Below are 17103 nucleotides of genomic sequence, written 5' to 3'. Positions count from 1 at the left end.
AATATTTCTTTTTCCCGATTACAAGTCTGTTTGTCTTACTTACTGTTTTTCTTATAGGAAGCAATCATCTTGGGCAGCACTTCCTCCAGATTGCCGGTGATCACATAGTCGGCAATTGTATTGATAGGAGCCTCGGGATCGCTGTTGATAGATATGATCATCGAACTTTCCTGCATACCAGCGATGTGCTGTATCTGTCCGCTGATACCACAAGCAATATAGAGTTTTGGTCGCACAGTTACGCCGGTCTGTCCTATTTGTCTTTCATGCTCGGTGAAGCCTGCATCGACAGCTGCACGAGTAGCTCCGACCTCAGCTCCCAGCAGTTTGGCCAGCTTGTGCAGAAGCTCGAAGTTCTCTTTTGAGCCAACGCCATAACCTCCGGATACGATGATGGGGGCTCCACCCAGGTTGAGTTGGCTTTTTTCTATATGTCTCTCGATGATTTCTACGGCAAAGTCGGTGTCCGATACATAGTTGCCCATGTTGTGCTTAACTATCTCTCCCTTCCCGGCCTTTGCAGCAACCTCTTTTTTCATCACACCGGGACGGACGGTTGCCATTTGAGGGCGACAGTCGGGGTTGATGATTGTTGCCACGATGTTACCGCCGAAAGCGGGACGAATTTGGTAGAGCAGCTGCTCATAGGTCTTGCCTGCCTTCTTGTCCTCATGTGTGCCTATCTCCAGAGCGGTGCAGTCAGCTGTAAGACCGCTGCCGAGTGTAGAAGATACTCTGGGGCCAAGATCACGTCCGACCGATGTAGCACCCATGAGAGCGATTTGTGGTTTCTCTGCCTCAAAGAGTTTGCAGAGGATGGCCGTGTGAGGCATTGTGCTGTAGTGGGCCAATCTGGGATCTGCAAAAATGTGCAGACGATCTACTCCATACGGCATCACCTGCTCGGCAATACCTTGTTCGGAACCGGAGATAGCGATAGCCTCCAGTTCACAGCCCAAAATGTCTGCCAAGCTGCGCCCTTTGGTAAGCAGTTCCAAACTTACTTCCTGTACTTGGGCGTCTTCTATTTCCAGATATACAAATAGATTGTTCATTGTTCTTGGCACCTCCTTAGCCTATGGTATGGTTAGCAATCAATTCGACCACCAGCTCTTCTATAGCCTTGTCGGTCGGCTCTATTGTGCGGGCCTCTTTGGCCTGAAATACTACATTCACGATTGTCTTTACTTTGGTGGGAGACCCGGGCAAACCGCATTGGTTGGGGTCGGCACCTACTGCCTGAGCACTCAGTTCCGTGATGTTGAGGTCCGGGCGTGCTGCTACCAATGTCTGTATACGTTCGTCACATTCTTGCAGCTCCGTAGGAGTCTTGGCGTGTTTGTATTGTTGCAGTAGCTTGGCATTGCGAGGGCGACAAGGAGCTGCCGATCCATTTACTGTGACCAGACAGGGTAGGGGGCAACGCACGGTTTCCACCCCATTGTCAAGTCTGCGTTTGATGGTCAGTTTGCCATCCTGCATTTTTATCTCTTCGGCATAGGTTACCTGCAAGTATCCGAGTTTGTCGGCTACTTGTGGACCTACTTGAGCTGTATCTCCGTCTATGGCTTGTCTGCCGGAGAGTATCAGGTCGGCTCCTCCCAAGTGCTTGATGGCAGTAGAGAGAGCATAGCTTGTGGCCAAAGTATCTGCCCCGGCAAAGGCTCTGTCTGTGAGCAAGTATCCACCGTCTGCCCCGCGGTACATAGCTTCCCGTATCACATCGGAAGCTCTCAGAGGACCCATGGTGAGGATATGTACACTACTACCCGGGGTAGCATCTTTGATGCGGAGAGCTTGCTCCAAAGCATTGAGGTCTTCAGGGTTGAAGATTGCTTCCAGCGCAGCCCTATTGACTGTACCGTCTGCCTTCATGGCATCTTTCCCCACAGAGCGGGTATCGGGTACTTGTTTGGCTAATACGATTATTTTCATACTGTCTTGGTTATGTTGTTTAGCACTTTGTTCTGACCAACTACGGCCACATATTCTTTCAGATAATCCGGTTCCCAATAAGCGAGATCTGCAAAATCTCTTTGTTCCATCTTAGATTGAGCCAATCGAGCCATAGCCATGGCGGTCGGAGCAATCTCCTGGTCGCAGAATACAGCATGGGGATGGGTGAATATTTCTTTGCTTTTGGCTGCTCCATCTCCCACCAACAAGACGGGACCGAGCGCAAAGTCCGATTCAAAAGACTTTGGGGTCAGCACCTCTGCCCGTTCGTCTGAGAGAGGGCGAAGATCGGTGTCGTACATCGCTGTGTAGACCTCCATTCGTCTGGCATCGATCATGCAGCGAATGCGTAAGTTTTGTGTGTTGTATGGTATAGCAGCTGCTGCCACGATTTGCAGCGTGGGTACGACTATGAGAGGTATCTCGAAGCCGAATGCAAGTCCTTTGGCTGTCGATGCGCCTATCCGAAGTCCGGTATAGGATCCTGGCCCTGCACTTACGGCTATAGCTTCCGGAGCAAAACCTTGTGCTTGTGCTTCGGTTAGCACTTCCTGTACGAAAGGTGCCAGCTGTACAGCGTGATTGGCTCCTGCTTCCGAGCTGATACGTTGTGCGAGTAGCTCTCCTTTGAGGCTATAGGCTACGGAGCAGACTCGGGTTGCAGTCTCGATAAGCAATATTCCTTCCTTCGATTGCATATTCTTTATTTCTGTTTTGTTTCGATCAATCCCCTTATTTATCCTGATAAGAAGAAAGCCTATCTACATCTGGCAAATATACCCTAAGTTGGGCAATTGTCTATATATGTAGAACTCGAAAACTGCACAAAAATAGTTCTTTTGAGCAAACCTGCTCTCTCGCAGCAGATCAATCGCATTAAATTCTTTGGAGAGACCGTTGTGTACGGCCCTTGCATATATACTGATGTATACTGAAAAAGTCCTTCAAGAGATCTTTGCACAGACTACAAAATGACAAGTTTTAATTGCCGTTTTGTTGATTTTGCAGAATGCGGTGACCTTTTGACGGTATTGAGACTGAGAATGAAGGTGCAGGAGGTATACTTGTTGTGCATGACCAAGCCCGAATGTCGAAAATGATACAGTGAGTGCCGTGTTGTGCAACAGTCCCTGAATACAAGTCCTCGAGTCTCTTCTTTAGAGTGTGTATATTTATTTGTTTGTTTGTATGTTTTTCTATTTCCATTTGCTGTGCATTTTCTGCTCAGATTGGGAGCTTTTTGATCGTACTTTCACTTCCTTTTTTGATGTCGATAGGAGTCGTTTTTTTCTGCAAAGGGAGAGAATGAAATTTCTCTCCTGAGAAAAAATTTGCTCTCTCCTGTGTTAGCAAAAATTCTCTCAGGAGAAAAAATGATCCCTTTGAAACGCCCTGTTCATCAATGTTTTGAGAAGGCGATATAAAACATAAAAAAAGGCATGTCTACTTGTCTACAACAGTCTCTTTTCTCCCCTCTTTTCCCGGTTTTTGTCATGATAGGAAATTAACAAAACTTGTTGGTTTTGATGGTCGAAGCAGGAGCTTTCTTCAGAGACTGCTGCATGGTCGTTCTTTTTGTACGTCATTCCCGGCATTGGGGCTTTCGGTGGTGTATTTTTCTCGCCCTGTCTCATTATCTTTGCAGCAAATGAGTTCGGATTTTAATATTCACAACGAACGGAATATACCCATTGCTCCCGAGGAGCGCGATTTGGATCGTGCGCTTCGGCCTCATCGTTTTGAGGATTTCAGTGGGCAAGACAAGGTAGTCGAAAATCTTGCAGTCTTTGTTCGTGCTGCCAAGATGCGGGGGGAGGCTCTGGATCATGTGCTATTGTATGGCCCCCCGGGTTTGGGCAAAACGACCCTTTCTCATATTATCGCCAACGAGTTAGGGGTCGATATTAAGATCAGTTCGGGGCCAGTACTGGATAAGCCTGGGGATTTGGCGGGTCTGCTCACATCACTTGAGCCGAACGAAGTCTTATTTATAGATGAGATTCACCGGCTTAGCCCTGTTGTAGAGGAGTATTTGTATTCTGCAATGGAGGATTATCGCATTGATATTATGCTTGATAAAGGGCCTTCGGCTCGATCTATACAGATTGATCTCAGCCCTTTTACCCTGATTGGAGCTACAACTCGTTCCGGGCTTCTTACGGCTCCTCTCCGAGCTCGCTTTGGTATCAATCTGCATCTGGAGTACTATGATACGAACACGATCGCCAATATCGTGGCCCGGTCGGCACGGATATTGGGAGTTGTGTGTGAACCGGAGGCTGCTCGGGAGATTGCCGGACGTAGTCGGGGGACTCCTCGTATTGCCAATGCTTTGTTGAGGCGAGTGAGAGATTTTGCGCAAGTCAAAGGATCTGGAAGGATCGACCTGGAGATAGCGAACTTTGCCCTCGAAGCCCTCAATATAGACACCTATGGTCTGGATCAGACCGACAACAAACTGCTTTGTACTCTCATTGATAAGTTTGGCGGAGGGCCAGTGGGGCTCACGACCATTGCGACAGCTTTGGGAGAAGATCCTGGCACTATCGAAGAGGTCTATGAGCCTTTCCTTATACAGGAGGGGTTTCTCAAGAGAACTCCAAGAGGTAGAGAAGCTACCCATTTGGCTTATCGACACCTCGGACGCTCTTTGCGTCCCTCCGTCGGAGAGCTTTTTGAGGATGGTGATTTTTGATCATTGAGTATCATTTGTTCGTCCCCTTTGATCGACCGTAAAGGCTGACTCTCTCCAAGTGTAAAAAACTTGCTTTTGGCTTTCTTTTTTTAGCTGTCGTCTCATCGAAAAGACGTACCTTAGTGGCATTAAATTCATAAATCACGCGTTGTCGGCGTGGTATTGGTTTGTAATATGATAGATTCAGAGGATAAGATTATCAATATTGATATCGACAAAGAGATGCGCACGGCCTACATAGACTATGCTATGTCTGTGATAGTGTCTCGTGCTTTGCCTGATGTGCGCGACGGATTCAAGCCCGTGCACAGACGTGTGTTGTATGCCATGAATGATACCGGCAATGTACACTCGTCACCACACAAGAAAAGTGCAAAAACCGTCGGTGAAGTGATTGCTAAGTATCACCCACACGGGGACAGCTCGGTGTATTTCACTCTGGTGAGATTGGCCCAGCCTTGGAATTTGCGCTACACGATGGTAGATGGGCAAGGTAACTTTGGCTCTATCGATGGCGACTCCCCCGCAGCTATGCGTTATACGGAGGCCAGGCTAAGTCGCATAGCAGCCGAAATGCTGCGTGACATAGACAAAGAAACCGTAGACTTCCAAAATAACTTCGACGATACATTGCAAGAGCCGGTTGTCTTACCGACTCGTATCCCTAATCTGCTTGTCAATGGAGCAGCTGGTATTGCGGTGGGGATGGCAACCAATATGCCCCCTCACAACTTGGGCGAAAGTATAGATGGCTGTGTAGCTTATATCGATGCCGATGGCGAGATAGAGATTTCTGAATTGATGAAGTATGTCAAGGCTCCCGATTTCCCGACCGGAGGACTGATATACGGCTATGCCGGAGTAAAGGAAGCTTTCGAGACAGGACGAGGACGGATTGTTATTCGCTCTCGTTGCGAGATCGAGCAGCATGCCAATCATGAGCGTATCATAGTGACAGAGATCCCCTACCAGGTAGTCAAATCCGACTTAGTCGCTTCGATAGCTCAACTGGTAAACGAAAAGAAAATAGACGGAATCTCAGATATTCGAGACGAATCGAACCGGCAGGGTATACGTGTTGTGATAGAGATTAAGAGAGATGCCAATGCTTCTGTTGTGCTCAACAAACTTTACAAGCAGACGGCCCTCCAAAGCTCTTTCAGTGTAAACAACATTGCGCTGGTGAACGGACGTCCTATGCTGTTAAACCTCAAAGATCTCATTCGAGAATTTGTCGATCACAGGCACGATGTGGTGACTCGCCGCTGCATATATGAGTTGAGAAAAGCCAAAGAGCGTGCGCACATCCTGGAAGGACTGCTCATCGCCGTAGATCACATAGATGAGGTAATAGCTATTATCCGTGCTGCCAAGGATCCAAACGAAGCAATGGCAAACTTGATCGCTCGCTTTGAGTTGAGCGAAATACAGGCCCGGGCTATCGTAGATATGAGGCTCAGAGCCCTCACTGGTCTGGAGCGTGAAAAGCTGCGGAACGAATATGAAGAGATTGCCAGACAGATTGCCTACCTCGAGATGCTCCTCGGTAGCAAAGAAGAGCGAATGAAGGTGGTCAAACAGGAACTGCTGGAGGTACGAGAGAAGTATGCCGATGACAGACGCTCCGAGATTATTTACGCCAGTGAAGAATTTAACCCAGAGGACTTCTATGCCGATGATGAGATGATAATCACACTCTCTCACATGGGGTACATCAAGCGCACGCCTCTCACAGAGTTCCGCACTCAGTCAAGAGGGGGAGTAGGGGCCAAGGGGTCGGATACCCGAAGCGAAGACTTCGTGGAATATATCTATTCGGCCTCGATGCACGCAACGATTTTGCTCTTTACAGCCAAAGGTAAATGCTATTGGCTCAAGGTGTACGAGATCCCTGAGGGGGCCAAAAATGCCAAGGGTAGAGCTATACAGAACTTGCTCAACATAGATCCTGACGACAAGGTGACTGCGTTCATCCGAATTAAAGACCTGACTAAAGACGAGGCCTTTGTCAATTCTCATTACCTGATGTTTGCCACAAAGACGGGTATGGTGAAGAAGACCTTGCTGGAGGCCTATTCTCGCCCTCGCACCAATGGAGTGATCGCTATCAATCTCAATGAGGGAGATGAGGTCGTAAGTGTGCGTTTGACCAATGGCCGAAACCAGATCCTGATTGCCAATCGAAACGGACGAGCTGTGCGTTTCGACGAGTCTACAGTTCGTACAGTCGGTCGCAACTCGATAGGGGTGCGTGGTATGCGTCTGGATGAGGATGGGCAGGACGAAGTGATAGGTATGATTGCCATCAAACACCCCGAGGAGCAGACTGTATTGGTGGTGAGCGAACATGGCTATGGCAAGCGATCTTCGATAGAAGACTATCGCACAACCAACCGAGGAGGTAAGGGTGTCAAAACCATGCAGGTAACGGATAAGACCGGTCATTTGATCGACATTCGTGCTGTAGAGGAGGATAATGATTTGATGATTATCAACAAAAGCGGTGTTGCTATTCGTATAAGTGTGAAGGATATAGCCGTGATCGGTCGTGCTACGCAAGGTGTAAGGCTGATTAATTTGGATAAGCGAGGTGATGATATAGCTTCCGTCTGCAGTGTCATTTCGGAGGAGGAAATGGCCGAAGCAGAGACTCCGAAAGGAGAAGGGGTCACGAGTCTCTCCACTACTGATGCAGATACAACGGCCGAGGATGACATAATTGTCGAATCCTGATTTATCTTTGCTTCACCTTTGAAAGAATAATAGATTGTAGGATTTCTTAAGTATAAATCTCAACCAATAAACGAAGAGAATGAAAAGGATCGCATTTATATTGGCACTGGCCCTCTGTGCAACTGCCGGTGCTATGGCTCAGAAAAGCAACGTGAGTGCTGCCGAGAAACGAGCAGAGCAGAGTAAGCCTGATTTTGAAGAGGCGCGTACCCTTATCAATGCTGCCAAGGAAAATCCTGAGACAGCTAATGATGCCAAGACTTACTACACGGCTGCCCACATCGCTGAGACTGAATTTCGCTACTGGCTGGATAAACAGCAAAAAGGAGAGGAAGTGGATGTGGATAAGATGTATGCTGCTGTTTTGAGGATTTTTCCCGAGGCAATGAAGGCTGGAGAATTGGATAATATGCCCAATGAGAAAGGAAAGATAAAACCCCGTTATGCTAAAAAGTTGGCCGAACTTCTGAAGCGAGACTTGACCTATGTATATAATGCAGGTGTGGTATATTCTCAGGCCAATGACATGAACAAATCTCTCGATGCTTTTGAGCAGTACTACAAGATCAAGAGCCTGGGGATGTTTGCTTCGGATCCGGAGGTTTCCACACAGGACTCCTCTTCGGTTGGCGTTGCTGTGATTGTGGCCGAAATGGCAACTCGCACCAATCAGCCTGACCGTGCATTGAATATCCTCTCTATCGTAGAAGGTGCTGCTCGAGGAGACCAAGGCTGTCAAGTACTTCGCGGAAAAGCCTCTGCTTATTTGGCCAAACAAGACTCTGTAGAATATCTGAATCTTCTGCAGAAGGGAGCCAAGGAGTGTGCCAATGACTTTTTCTTTTATGCTTCTTTGGTAGACTTCTATGGTAGTAAGGGACAGACCGATGAGGCTATCAAGTATCTCGAAGATGCGATTACTATCGCCCCCAATAATGCTCAGCTGTATCTGGTGATGGGAGACCTCTTTCATGTCCAGAAGAATGACATTGAGACTTCTATCAAGTGGTATAGCAAGGCTTTGCAGATCAAGCCTGATGATGCAGAGGTGAACTTCAAGTATGCTAATGCTCTGTTCAATGAGGCTGCCGAACTCAAGAGTGCTACAAACTACAACCCAGCAATGGAAGCGAAGGCCAACGAACTCCTCAAGCAATCTCTACCTCTGTTGGAGAAGGCTGATGCCCTTCGCCCGGATGACAGCAAGATTTTGTATATGCTGAAAAATGTATACTACAACCTCAAGATGATGGATCAGTACAAAGCCATCGAAGCTCGAGGATTCTGATGTAAACAGGTTCAGCTGAAGAGAAAAGCCCTTGTCATCCATTTGAGGATAGCAAGGGCTTATTTCTTTCCTTCTCAAAATAAACAAGGCTGTGAATGCTCCCTCTATTCCCTAAAAATATGCCTCAGAGGGCTTGGCCCAGAAGAGGCTTTTATACCGAGTAGTAGTGGGGATAAATCCAAATACAAGGGCTATCTTTGTCGGTAGTGGTCGTGGTGATTATAGCCCGGCATTTTCTTTATCTGATCATTCATTACAAGTGTAAACAACAATCATATGGTAAGTTACAAAGATTTGGGCTTGGTGAACACCAGGGAGATGTTTGCCAAGGCAGTGAAAGGTGGTTATGCCATACCGGCTTTCAACTTCAACAACATGGAGCAAATGCAGGCTATCATTCAGGCTGTAGTGGCTACCAATTCTCCGGTTATCTTGCAAGTTTCGAGTGGCGCACGTAAGTATGCCAACCAAACTCTGTTGCGTTACATGGCTCAAGGAGCAGTAGAGTATGCTAAAGAATTAGGTTGTGCCAATCCGCAAATTTGTTTGCATTTGGATCATGGCGATACTTTTGAGCTGTGTAAGAGTTGTATCGAAATGGGCTTCTCTTCGGTGATGATAGATGGATCAGCTTTGCCCTATGATGAAAATGTAGAGCTGACTCGTCGTGTGGTGGAATACGCTCACCAATATGATGTTACTGTGGAGGGCGAATTGGGAGTATTGGCCGGTATCGAGGATGATGTGCAGCATGAGTCTCACACCTACACACGCCCGGAAGAAGTGGAAGACTTCGTCAAGCGTACCGGTGTAGACTCTTTGGCTATCTCAGTAGGAACATCCCATGGTGCTTACAAATTTACTCCAGAGCAGTGTACTCGTGATGAGAATGGAATATTGCAGCCTCCTCCCCTGCGCTTTGATATTCTGGAAGAGATTGAGCGTCGTATCCCTGGCTTCCCAATTGTGTTGCATGGCTCCAGCTCTGTACCTCAAGATAAGGTGACGACCATTAACAAGTATGGAGGAGCACTGAAAGATGCCGTAGGAGTACCCGAGGAACAGCTTCGTCGTGCAGCCGGCAGTTCGGTGTGCAAGATCAATATTGACTCTGATGGTCGCTTGGCCATGACAGCTGCTATCCGAGAAGTAATGGCTACTAAGCCAGCCGAGTTTGACCCACGTAAATACCTCGGCCCGGCTCGTGACAGCCTGAAGGAATTGTATATGCACAAAATAGAGAAGGTGCTTGGTTCGGATAATAAGATCTGACGAGGTGTCTATTCCCTCCTCTTTTGCAAGGAGGGCTAAATAAAACGACCGCCTCATGGTTCTTTTAGGAACTGTGAGGCGGTTTTCTTTCTCAAAGAGGGAGAAAATATAGAGAGTCGTTTAAGAGCGTGGCTTTTCTTGCTCTTTATACAGTCTATGTGCTTGTTGTCTGACGTCATCGGGCAGAGTGATTCCTCTTTGTCCGAGGCTGAGTATCCATGGCTTTATGTCTTCGGGCAGAAGGGTGTAAAGGACTTCGTAGAAAAGAGTCTTATCCTCTTCGTTGTATTTGTTGGGAGGAGTACCACAATAGCGATCGAGTTCTTCGTCATCGAAATAGGTCGGTTTCGCCTGTTTATGTCTTAGAGCCGGATCATGTTCGCAGACTTCATGTTTGCCACAGCAACCTTCGGGGCGTCGATAGCTTGAAGGTTCCTCTGCGGGCAGTCCTCGAGCAATCCGATTGCGTTTTTCTCTTCGAGAAGCTAATAAAGCAATCAGAGCTAACAGGGTAATTGAGATAATAAAGATGAGTATGGTATTAGTCATATGGTTTGAGAACTAATAAGCATTTCCATTGGAAGTAAATAGGAGTCCGCAATGCTCTGCTACCGACTCAAAGTTGGGAAAAGATTTGGATACAGCTTCTATCCCACGAATACAAAGTCCGTTTGTAAACCGTCTGTCTGCAGAAGCCATGGCAAAAGCCATAGCAATACGATGATCGTCGTAGCTATCTATTGTAGGGATTGTCTCTCTCATTTGCTGAACAGGAGTACTATGGTAAACGAGACTATCAGAGTGAATTTCTAAGCCTTTGTATCCAAGACGGAGCAGTCCCTCTGTTACGGCAGCTATTCGGTCACTTTCCTTGTGCCGCAGGGTAGCAATACCTGTGGCGACAAAAGGTCTCTCTTGCAGTGTTGCAGCTACAACCCATGCCGGAAGCATATCGGGGCAGGAAGAGAAGTCCGGGCGAAGGATAGTCTCTTGATTTTTCGACATCGAGTTATACTCGATAATAATACCATTCTTCCTTTGTCGGCTTTCCACGCCCAGCGCAGCAAAGTATTCAGTGGCCTTTTTATCTCCTTGTATTGAGTCTTGGTAGATTCCTTCCAGCTGTAATTGTAAGGAAGGGGAACGATGAATAGCCAATAAGGTGTAGAAAAAAGCTGCTGCGCTCCAGTCTCTCTCAATCATTGGTAAGGGGAGAGGCGTATAACTGCCGGCAGCAACCGTATAGGAGCGATAGTCAGGTGACACTTGCACTGAAACTCCGGCTCGTTTCATCACCTCTATCGTCATTGCTATGTACGAGACTGAAGCCGGAGGTGTAGACAATTGCAGACATAGGCCATCCGGTAGACAGGGGGCAATTAAGAGCAAAGCTGATACGAATTGAGAACTCAGCGAAGCATCTAAATCGATTATCTTGCCCCCTTCCAGCTTTGCCGGTTCTATGTACAAAGGAGCAAAACCTTCATGCTCCATGCAGGTGATACGAGCACCAAGCATACGCAGAGCATCGATCAATGGTGCGATTGGTCTGTTGCAGAGCCTGGATATGCCAGTAAGGAGAATGGGAACTGAGGTTTGCAGTGCAAAATAAGCTGTGAGGAAACGTAAGGCTGTACCGGAGGCCTGCAGGTCAATTGTAGCTTCTTGATGTAGACTTGCGCTGAGAGCGTGCTGCAGTACAGCGAGATCATCCGAGAGAGACTCGGTAAATCCATTAACGAAGGTTTGGCTCTTCGTAGAGAGTGCTGATATGACTATCTCTCTGGAGCAGATGCTTTTGGAGAAAGGCAACCGTAACGGTATGGGACTATCCGCTTGTGCCGGTCTACGAAAATAGATTGTCTTGCTTATCACTTCGGGTTAGGGTCTTCAATCCCATTTGTCGGTTGTAAACCCAATTGGGCTGCTCGTTTGAGCATAAAATGGTAGGCAGCTTCGTATTCGTTGGGGATCAGGCCATCAAGGATAGCATCTTTTATGGCATCTTTGATTTGTCCTACGGGAAGAGAGGGAGGTAGGCCGAATATGCGCATGATATCCTGCCCATCTATAGGAGGCTGGAAGTTGCGTATACGATCTTTCTCCTCTATTTCTTTCAGTTTGTGTCTTACCAGACCGTAGTTATCCAAATAACGCTTCACTTTAGCTGGATTTTTGCTTGTGATGTCAGCTTCACAAAGCATCATTAGATCATCTATATCGTCTCCGGCTTCAAAGAGTAGACGCCTCACAGCCGAGTCTGTCACACCTTCATCTACAAGTGATTGAGGACGCATATGCAGGTCCACCAACTTCTGCACATACTTCATCTTGTGATCCATGGGTAGCCTTAGCCGCCTGAAAAGAGGAGGTACGATCTTGGCCCCTACAAAATTGTGATTGTAGAAAGTCCAGCCTGCCCCGGGGACGAACTTCTTTGTTTTGGGCTTACCCACATCGTGCAATAGGGCAGCCCAGCGAAGCCATAGGTCATCGGTGTGCTTGGCGATGTTGTCTACAACTTTGAATGTATGAGTCAGATTGTCTTTGTGTCCGATCCCTTCTTTCGTTTCAGCTCCTTTGAGAGCATAAACCTCAGGCATTACGATCTCCATCAGTCCACTCAGAGCAAAAAGCTCCAACCCCACTGAAGGCTTGGGTGAACGCATTATTTTGTTGAACTCGTCTGCAATCCGTTCTTGAGAGACAATACGGATTCGCTCGGCCATCTTACAAATCGCATCCCAAGTAAATTCTTCGATTATAAAACCTAACTGGGAAGCAAAGCGAATTGCACGCATCATGCGCAAAGGATCATCGCTAAACGTGACTTCTGGATCCAGAGGGGTGCAGATTGTGTATTCGTAGAGGTCGGCTACTCCGTCGAACGGATCTGTCAGACGGGCGTATGTCTCAGTATTGAGAGATAGGGCCAGCGCATTGATCGTAAAGTCTCGACGTCTTTGATCATCTTCCAATGTCCCATCTTCAACAACCGGCTTTCTGCTGTCTGGAGAGTAGCTCTCCCGTCTGGCTCCTACAAACTCTATTTCGTATTCCTTGTATTTGACCTGAGCTGTCCCAAAACGGGCAAAGACTGACACATGAGCTTCGCGCCCCAGTTTACGTGCTACAGCTTTAGCCAGATCAATCCCTTTGCCTACAGTCACGACATCAATGTCTTTCGATGGTCTGTGGAGCATAAGGTCTCGTACATATCCTCCTACGACATAGGTCTCCAACTTCAATTCATCTGCTGTACTACCAATGAGGCGAAAAATAGGTTTGTCTATAGCTTCGTAGAGCTCTTGATTTGTTAGCATGGGTGCAAAGATACGATGATGAGAGCTTTGTACACTCTTTTGTCGAGTCGGACAAATCCAAATAGTCAAGTATGCTCGAGGAATTTCAACATGAGATTCAAGAATTTATTTCGTTGTGTTTCTCTTGAGATGGTCAAAATATAGTCCGGCATAAAATCCGTTCAAGAACTTATTTCGAGGTGTTTCCCTCCCTGTGTGTTCCTCGTTCCCTTTTTTTCAGGATTTGGTTCCCTGCCAATGGAAGAGCATAATAGCTGTAGCCACGGCCACATTGAGGCTCTCCGGATGTCCTTTGGGATTTGCAGCAGGAGGGATATGTACTGGTTTGTTGCAATACGCAGCCAGATCGCTGCTGATGCCTTGTCCTTCATTTCCCATCAACAGAAGAGCTTTTTCTTGAGGTGAGGGGAATTGTATTTCTCGGATAGAAGGACCATGCAGGAATGTGCCATAGATATTAAGTCCAGCCTGACGAGCCTCCTGAAGCAACTTGCCGGGTTCTTCCAGTGTAATAATCCTGGTTTGCCCCAGGGCCCCCATCGTCGCTCGAACTACTTTGCTACCGAAAGGATCGGCTGTGCCGGGAGTCAGAAAGATTGTGCCAACACCAAACCATGCTGCTGAACGGATGATGCTGCCCACATTGCCGGGATCTTGCACTGTGTCGAGGAGTAGTGTCAGTCCACGGAGGTATTCGAGTGAAGGAGCGGAGTATTGAGGTCGGTAAAAGATTGCTATGATGGGCTGGGGAGACTCTAATTGGCTTACTTTGTCAAAAGGGAAGGATTCGGGAACAACTTCTGTTCGTTCGGCTTGCTGATTGTCAATGCAGGATAGAGCCGACTCTGTTGCTATCAGCAAGAAGCAGCGGAAGTGTGGCATTAGCTCATTCACCACTTTGGCTCCTTCGGCGACAAATACCCCCTCTTTATCTCGTACGCTTTTTCGGTCAAGCGAACGAATCCATTTCATTTCGGCTCTGCTGATCATCTATTTATATCCTGCTGTATCGTATCTGTTTGCAAAGGTGCACTATTTTGTCGGAGTCACGGTCTTGTCTTTTGTTCCTCTTTAATGAAAGCCTTTCATATGTCCAGAGGGTACTGAGTCCCGACAAGTTGGAACAGTGTATTGTGAGAATAGACAAAAAACAATCGGGGGCTGCCTCAAAATGCGAGTTTTGAAGCAGCCCCCTACACAGCCAATATGTTCTCTTTTTTTCTTTCTTTTTTGGGGGTATACCCCTACTTCTTAGGAATGTACCCCGATAGATCTTTCCAGATTTTCGACAAGGTGTTTCAAATCCGACTCTGTGCACATTCGATCACATATCGTATTGTGCCCATGCAATACTGTTGTATGATTTTTCCCTCCTAACATTTGCCCAATGGCATTGAGAGATAGAGGAGTATATTTCTTCGCCAGATACATGCAGAGATGTCTGGCTTGTACAATATCTTGCAGGCGACTCTTACTCCGTATCTTCTCTATAGAAACGGCACATTGCACACTCACTTTCTCCAGAATCAGCTCCATTGTGATTTCCGCATTCTCTACCTCTACCGAGCGTTTCACGATGCACTCGACAAAATTCAAGTCTATTTCTTTCCCTTGAATTACACTATTGGTGATGAGTGAAATCAGTGTACCCTCCAACTCACGGACATTCCCTCGCAAGTTATCTGCCAAATAGTTGATCACTTCTTCTTTTAGGTGGACACCTTCCTGCTCCATTCGATGGTGTAGGATCATGTGCCTGAGCTCGATGTCCGGTCTGTCGATAGGAACCACCAAGGCACCGCTGATACGAGTGATAAGTCTATCGTGCATCCCCTTGAGCTCTACTGGTGGCTTATCCGAGGTGAGGATTAGCTGCTTGCCAAGCATGTAGAGGTGATTGAATATCTCAAAGAAGGCCTTTTGTGTACCGGTTTTTCCGATCAATCCCTGTATATCGTCAATGATCAAAACATCTATCTGCTGATAGAAATTGATGAAGTTGTTGTATTGCGATGAGCGAGAGGCCGTTGTGTATTGCAACTCAAAAAGATGAGAGGACACATACAAGACTCTCATTTCCGGATGCAACTCTTTGACTTTAAGGCCTATTGCCTGGCAGAGATGAGTCTTCCCAACTCCACTCGGCCCATAGAGGAAGAAAGGATTGGAAGACGGTGTCCCCGGCACAGATGCAATTGTCTGACCTACCGTTACAGCAATTTTGTTGCAACTACTCTCAAAAAAGTGTTCGAAAGAAAATCGAGGATTAAGATTGGAGTTGAACCCCGATTGTACTGCCGCAGGTTGAGGAGTCCCGGGCATAGTAATAGGTAACTGTGCGCTGGCTCTGGAGCGAGATGGAGAGTGGATACTGGCTGCAGAAGGGCTGCCGGAAGTACTGTCTACCAAGGCATCATACACCAAACGTCCATCAGCTCCAATTACTTGCTGAAGTGCTTGTCCCAACTGCTTTACATAGTTGGCCTCAATATGTTCGAAGACAAAGACACTCGGCGCGCGCACCTTGATTGTATGCCCGTCGAAGTCTACTGGTACCAAAGGGGTAAACCAAGTGGTGTATTCTTCTTCGTTGAGCAAGGAGCGCAAACAAGCGAGACAGTCCTGCCAGACTGTAGTATAATTGGAGCTTCGATCCATACGAATATGAAATTTTTGTTACGGCCTCTCATGTGCCGTCTTTATGCTGCAAAGATTGAATTTTCCAACTGAACTTACAAGCCTTTATCGCCATTCTATACGTGGAGAAGAAAGGTGTAACTGTTGATAGTAAGCTAGTTACAAAATATGCCTTATGAACAGTTGGTAATGGTGTGGCAATTGATTGTATATAAGATGTTTGTGTCGTTGATTACTATAGATACAAGAGTTATGAACAGCTATTGTAGTAGTCTCTGTAAATACCCGAAATATAGGCGTTTATGAATGATATTATAGACTTTCAAAAAGAATGAGTAATTCAGACGATGTACCAATTTTGTTTTGTTTTAGGATAGGTTTTTGTTACGTATGGATACATATATATTAACAGTGATATTGCTCTATATTTTTTGTTTTCAGAAAAATAGGGAGTGAGACTTTGGTTTTGTTTTTGCGAATTTTTGCTGCTGGATTTTTTACATCTGATTTGAGAAGTTCCCTCTTGTAGCTTTGAAAAAGATATGCTACCTTTGCATCGCTAAGTCAGAGGGCATGTTTCTCTCCGGCTGGTTTGAATGGTGGACGTAGTTCAGTGGTAGAGCCCCAGATTGTGGTTCTGGTTGTCGTGGGTTCGAATCCCATCGTCCACCCTCCCTTGTTTCGTTTACTCCCTTTGCATATTTGCGGAGGGAGTTTTTTTATGCGCAAAACTTTCTATGTCTTTCGTTTCCCTTGGAAAAGAAGATCCTCGTCAGATCATTCTCATTATAACTATGGTTTTCGAAAGTTTTGCTGCAGATGCTTTGCATCCTCAATGCGAAGAGCTTGTGTCAACTCTTGTTTTTTTTGTATTTGTTAAAAATAGAAGGACTGTAAAACCCTTTCAATACCTTGTGAGTCATTGTGTTTTGGAGCAAAGGACAAGAGAGTGAGATATGCCAATCGCCTATTAACAGTTTATTTATGGAGATTTTAGGGAATGTTTCTCTCGACGATTGAAGTGGAAGAGGGAGACGAAATTTACCTTCAAGCAGAATAAATAAAACTTGCATAAATAAAAAAAACTACTACCTTTGCGCCGTGTTTTTCATGGTATTAGATTTAAGGTTAACGAGAAAAAGTCGGTTGTCGTGAGACAATCGGCTTTTTTATTTTTGTGGTAAGATCAATACAGCAAA

12 protein-coding genes and 1 tRNA gene are annotated in these 17103 nt (G+C 46.5%); 5 read left to right on the top strand and 8 right to left on the bottom strand.

The genetic code is table 11. The annotated features are described in order from the left end of the window. Positions 1–35: 35 nt before the first annotated feature. Genes B5D48_RS02780 through tsaB form a run of 3 tightly spaced genes read right to left on the bottom strand, consistent with a single transcriptional unit; the run spans position 36 to position 2654 of the window. Complete coding sequence (locus tag B5D48_RS02780) at positions 36–1055, bottom strand: electron transfer flavoprotein subunit alpha/FixB family protein (RefSeq protein WP_023936179.1); 1020 nt, start codon at positions 1053–1055, stop codon at positions 36–38. 16 nt (positions 1056–1071) lie between these two features. Then, complete coding sequence (locus B5D48_RS02775) at positions 1072–1935, bottom strand: electron transfer flavoprotein subunit beta/FixA family protein (protein ID WP_023936181.1); 864 nt, start codon at positions 1933–1935, stop codon at positions 1072–1074. Continuing rightward, the gene (gene tsaB, locus B5D48_RS02770) at positions 1932–2654 is read right to left on the bottom strand and encodes a tRNA (adenosine(37)-N6)-threonylcarbamoyltransferase complex dimerization subunit type 1 TsaB (protein ID WP_023936183.1); all 723 of its coding nucleotides are present in this window, start codon (positions 2652–2654) and stop codon (positions 1932–1934) included. The genes B5D48_RS02775 and tsaB overlap by 4 nt, the downstream gene beginning before the upstream one ends. A 950-nt stretch (positions 2655–3604) precedes the next feature. Here tsaB and ruvB point away from each other — a divergent pair. From ruvB to B5D48_RS02745, 4 genes are all read left to right on the top strand, one after another. Next, positions 3605–4651 (top strand): Holliday junction branch migration DNA helicase RuvB, encoded by a 1047-nt coding sequence (gene ruvB, locus B5D48_RS02760; RefSeq protein ID WP_036887990.1) that lies wholly within the window; start codon positions 3605–3607, stop codon positions 4649–4651. A gap of 174 nt (positions 4652–4825) precedes the next feature. Further along, positions 4826–7384 (top strand): DNA gyrase subunit A, encoded by a 2559-nt coding sequence (gyrA, locus tag B5D48_RS02755; RefSeq protein ID WP_036890045.1) that lies wholly within the window; start codon positions 4826–4828, stop codon positions 7382–7384. 79 nt (positions 7385–7463) lie between these two features. Then, entirely contained in the window at positions 7464–8672 is a 1209-nt protein-coding gene (locus B5D48_RS02750) for a tetratricopeptide repeat protein (protein WP_036890044.1), read from the top strand. A 276-nt stretch (positions 8673–8948) separates the two neighbouring features. After that, positions 8949–9944 carry a class II fructose-bisphosphate aldolase gene (locus B5D48_RS02745; RefSeq protein ID WP_023936195.1) on the top strand — a complete coding sequence of 332 codons (996 nt, stop codon included), beginning with the start codon at positions 8949–8951 and terminating at the stop codon, positions 9942–9944. Between the two features lie 120 nt (positions 9945–10064). Here the strand turns inward: B5D48_RS02745 and B5D48_RS02740 are convergent, their stop codons facing one another. The 5 genes from B5D48_RS02740 to dnaA all read right to left on the bottom strand — a co-directional run bounded on the left by B5D48_RS02740 (position 10065) and on the right by dnaA (position 15925). Next, positions 10065–10493, bottom strand: a complete 429-nt coding sequence (locus tag B5D48_RS02740; protein ID WP_023936197.1) for a hypothetical protein — start codon at positions 10491–10493, stop codon at positions 10065–10067. Positions 10494–10505: 12 nt separating this feature from the next. After that, entirely contained in the window at positions 10506–11819 is a 1314-nt protein-coding gene (locus B5D48_RS02735; protein WP_036887986.1) for a 3-phosphoshikimate 1-carboxyvinyltransferase, read from the bottom strand. Further along, on the bottom strand, positions 11816–13267 hold the full coding sequence (locus B5D48_RS02730) for a CCA tRNA nucleotidyltransferase (protein ID WP_042120151.1): 1452 nt from the start codon (positions 13265–13267) through the stop codon (positions 11816–11818). The genes B5D48_RS02735 and B5D48_RS02730 overlap by 4 nt, the downstream gene beginning before the upstream one ends. A 216-nt stretch (positions 13268–13483) precedes the next feature. Beyond that, on the bottom strand, positions 13484–14257 hold the full coding sequence (locus B5D48_RS02725) for a TrmH family RNA methyltransferase (protein WP_023936203.1): 774 nt from the start codon (positions 14255–14257) through the stop codon (positions 13484–13486). Positions 14258–14518: 261 nt separating this feature from the next. Further along, positions 14519–15925, bottom strand: a complete 1407-nt coding sequence (dnaA, locus tag B5D48_RS02720; RefSeq protein WP_023936204.1) for a chromosomal replication initiator protein DnaA — start codon at positions 15923–15925, stop codon at positions 14519–14521. 578 nt (positions 15926–16503) lie between these two features. On the opposite strand from dnaA, the gene B5D48_RS02715 reads away from it, so the two are divergent. Then, positions 16504–16575: transfer RNA gene (locus B5D48_RS02715), tRNA-His, on the top strand. Positions 16576–17103: the final 528 nt, after the last annotated feature.

This window comes from Porphyromonas crevioricanis, from assembly GCF_900167225.1.
In the GTDB taxonomy this organism is placed as follows: Bacteria; Bacteroidota; Bacteroidia; order Bacteroidales; family Porphyromonadaceae; genus Porphyromonas; species Porphyromonas crevioricanis.
This window is presented reverse-complemented; position numbering and strand designations above follow the sequence as displayed.